The sequence below is a fragment of the Thermalbibacter longus genome, assembly GCF_023806485.1.
Lineage (GTDB): Bacteria > Chloroflexota > Chloroflexia > Thermomicrobiales > Thermomicrobiaceae > Thermalbibacter > Thermalbibacter longus.
Map to the genome: position 1 here is coordinate 1 of NZ_JAMSLR010000026.1, position 3579 is coordinate 3579.

At 68.5% G+C, this 3579-nt stretch carries 4 protein-coding genes; 3 read left to right on the plus strand and 1 reads right to left on the minus strand.

Annotation, left to right across the window (positions count from 1 at the left end; translation table 11 throughout):
* Positions 1 to 417: 417 nt before the first annotated feature.
* From NET02_RS16220 to NET02_RS16230, 3 genes are all read left to right on the plus strand, one after another.
* Positions 418 to 1032, plus strand: coding sequence for a nitroreductase family protein (locus NET02_RS16220; protein WP_284058473.1), 615 nt, complete (start codon positions 418 to 420; stop codon positions 1030 to 1032).
* A gap of 365 nt (positions 1033 to 1397) precedes the next feature.
* Positions 1398 to 1943 (plus strand): bifunctional nuclease domain-containing protein, encoded by a 546-nt coding sequence (locus NET02_RS16225; RefSeq protein ID WP_284058474.1) that lies wholly within the window; start codon positions 1398 to 1400, stop codon positions 1941 to 1943.
* A gap of 35 nt (positions 1944 to 1978) precedes the next feature.
* Entirely contained in the window at positions 1979 to 3055 is a 1077-nt protein-coding gene (locus NET02_RS16230; RefSeq protein ID WP_284058475.1) for an ABC transporter substrate-binding protein, read from the plus strand.
* 107 nt (positions 3056 to 3162) lie between these two features.
* Here the strand turns inward: NET02_RS16230 and NET02_RS16235 are convergent, their stop codons facing one another.
* Entirely contained in the window at positions 3163 to 3531 is a 369-nt protein-coding gene (locus NET02_RS16235; protein ID WP_284058476.1) for a hypothetical protein, read from the minus strand.
* Between the last annotated feature and the right edge of the window lie 48 nt (positions 3532 to 3579).

The window sequence follows — 3579 nt, forward strand, 5'->3', positions numbered from 1 at the left end:
CGCAGGCCTCCAGCTCTAGTATAGCTCGTGAAGCGATGCTGCTCGCCCGATGGCTGGTCGCGTGGCGGCTGCCCCACCCGGCGACGCTCGCGATGACGCTGGGGCTCTGCGCCTCGCTGCCGCTGGCCTAGCACTGGCGCTGACCGCCCCTAGCCAGCTATCGCGCTGGGCGGCTTCGCGGCTGGAATCGCGTGCACGTGTCCACTGAGGCTGAGCGCGGCGGCCCGCCAGCCGGTGCAAGTCATCCTCGCTCGATGACCCGGCGCTTCATGAACGATCCCATGTGACCAGCTCGCTCGGCTCCAGCACCCAGCGGAGCCAGGGATCTGGCAGCAGGCTTGACAGGCGTGCCACCCTCCGTTATGCTAATCCCGAGTAATTTAGTCAGGATTCTCGCCACAGGGATGGGGGGACAGCGTGGCGACACCAGCGGAGACGATCGAGATCTCTCACGGAGCGCCTAGCGGCACAGCCGTGCTCGCGCTGCTCCGCTCGAGGCGAAGCATGCCGCGCGTGCGGCCGGAGCGTCCACCTCGCGAGCTCATCGAGCAGGTGATCGACGCGGCAGTCTGGGCACCGAACCACCACCTGACGCAACCCTGGCGCTTCGTCGTGCTCACCGGCGAGGCCCGCCGGGAACTCGGCGAGGCGATGGCGCGCGGAAAGGTAGCCCGAGAGAGGGAAGTAGATCCGGCGAAACTCGACGCCCTGCGGCGCAAGCCACTCCGCGCCCCGGTCATCGTCGCCGTCGGCGTCATCCCTGCATCTCGAAAACCCGAAGTCGAGATCGAGGAGATCTGCGCCGGCGCGGCGGCGATCCAGAACCTGCTCCTGGCGGCGCACGGCCTGGGGCTGGCTGCAATCTGGCGCACAGGCGAGGCCGCCTTCGACCCCGAGGTGAAGGCGTTCCTGGGTCTGCCTCCCGACGCCCACCTGCTCGGCTTCGTCTACCTCGGCTATCCCGATGGCGAACCGCCTCAGCGCCCGCGTCGCCCGGCGGCAGAGGTCACCCGCTGGTTGGGCTGGGAATAGGGAAGGGAGCAGCGCTCGGCTCCCACCGGAGACAGCGCCGATCCGCTCGAGCAACGAGTCCTGACCACGGATCGCCTCCCGGAGTCTCTCGCACGCGAGAGGTGAGTCCAGTCTTGCCACGAGGAGGTGGTGTAGCAGCGATGCCTTCCGTCACCCGTGCTTCGACTAGACGAGTCCACCCGGGTGGTGAACACCGGGCCGATCGCCGTGACTGCGGAGTCGAATGGATCGCCAGTGCGCGCCAGGACTGGACAACCCAGCTCGCGCGGGCTCGCTGCTCCCGGCGCCACCCCCGCGGCGTGCCAGGTCGAGGGCGCGGGCAGCCGAATAGCTGGCCCTGATGCACCTGAGAAGGAGGGAGGACGATGGATAGACTGCAGCTCGTCGTCCACGGGTTGAGCTGGTGCCTGCACCACGGGCATCCAGTGCTGGTACTGCGCGGGGCTGGCACGGATCTCTTCGCCTGGGTCAGCCTAGCGCCGGAGGACGCCGAGGCGATGGCGCCAGCGACGACCCGGCGACCCGGAAGCAAGGCCAGGGCCTACGAGCTGATCGAGCACGTGATCGACCGGCTGGGCGGCCAGCTCCGCCAGGTCACCCTCTGGCCCGGACCGCAGGCAGTCCTGCAGGCCGAACTGGAGCTCGATGGCCCGCTCGGACTGGCGCCGGTTCGGGCGCACTGCATCGACGCGATCGTTTTGGCCTGGCGGCAAGGCTGCCCGATCTGGATCGACCGCGCGGTGATGGAGGCATTGGCCGGCCCACCGGCTCCAAGTGTCGAGCCCCCAGCTTCCTCCCCTGATTCCCCGAGCACGCAGGCCAGCCCGTTCCAGGAATTCATCGCCTCGCTCGACATCGAGTTGCCGGAGCCGCCCTCGACGAGGCGCGAGCGTGGAAGCGAGCGTTGCTGACGCATCACTCGATCTCCGCGAGAAAGGAGGAGGGAATGACGAACGAGCCACGACGGCGCTTGTCTCGCCGGGCTGTGATCCGGCAGCTCGGGCTGCTCGGCGGGGCAGTGGCGCTGGCCCCATTGCTCTCGGCCTGCGGCCGTGGAGAGCCCGCCGTGGAGTCACCGGCGCCGGCTCCCACCCAGACACGCGTCGCCTCTCCGACCGCATCGGCCGCTGGAGCAGCGACGCCGACGCCCGCATCCCCGACGCCGACGTCCACTCCCGCCGGCGAGCGAGTTGTCCGGCATGCTATGGGCCAGGCTACGGTGCCGGCCGCCCCGCAGCGCGTCGTCGTGCTCGACATGGGCGAGCTAGACATCGCCCTCGCGCTCGGCGTGCAACCGATCGGGTATGCCACCTACACGGCAAACGAGGAGCTCGCGCCATATCTCCAGGAGCGGATGACCGAGAGCACCTGGGTCGGCACGGTGACCGAGCCGGATCTGGAGCTCGTCCTCTCGCTCCAGCCCGACCTGATCCTGACCAACAAGCTGCGCCACGAGGCGATCTACCAGCAACTCTCCCAGATCGCCCCAACGGTTTGCAGCGAGACGGTCGGCGTCGTCTGGAAGGAGAACCTACAGCTCTTCGCCGAAGCGCTCGGCAAGGCTGAAGAGGGCGAGCGCCTGATGGCCGACTACTTCGCTCGCCTGGAGGAGTTCAAGCGCGCAATGGGGCCGCGCCTGGATGAGACGGAGGTCTCGCTCGTCCGCTCCTTCCCCGACCACGTCCGGATCTACATGAAGGCCTCGTTCATGGGATCGGTGGTCGAAGACGCCGGCTTGCCCCGTCCACCTGCGCAGGACAAGGACATCTTCATGGAAGAGGCAACCGCCGAGCGCATCCGCGACCTCGACGGCGATGTGATGTTCATCATGTACTGGAATCGCCAGCAGGGTGAGCAACTGTCGCAACTCATGCAGCACCCGCTCTGGTCTCGGCTCGACGTCGTCCAGCAGGGCCGCGTCTACGAAGTCGACGATCGCATCTGGGGCACCGGGCTCGGCCCGCTGGCTGCCAACCTCATCATCGACGACCTCTTCAAGTACCTGGTAGAGGAGTGGGCCTAGCGCTCGCTGGCCCGTCGTCGCGGTGCTCGCGCCGCCCCGGCCAGCAACCCCTACGCCCGCTGCCGGGTGTCCGATCTGGCGAATTCCCCGGCAGCGGGCGGCTCGATTCACCCGCGATGACCGGTGCCTCGAGCGGGTCGCCCCGAGCCAGGCGGGAGCTGCCGATGTGCCGGCTCGCGAGGGGACCGGGCGTCGTCCGGAGAGCCCTGTGGCTTGACCGCGATGAAGAGCACGTCGGGGTACGGTCGCCACGAGGGGAGGGGGCGCGCCTCGGCCTGGAAGCCGGCCGAGCGGAGGACCGCTAGGGACTCATCCGTATCCATGAAGCAGAGCGTCACTCCCCTGGTCGGCCCGAAATGCGTCATCAGCCACTCCTGCGCATAGGTCACCGCGTACTTCCAACGAGGTCGCCGAACCTGGCTCTTCCAGAGGAAGACGCCACCGGGCTCGAGCAGCCGGTAGGCATTCGCGATCACTTCCCGCTGCGCCGGCTACTGGCCCTGGCCTGGCTGCTCGCCAGGGAC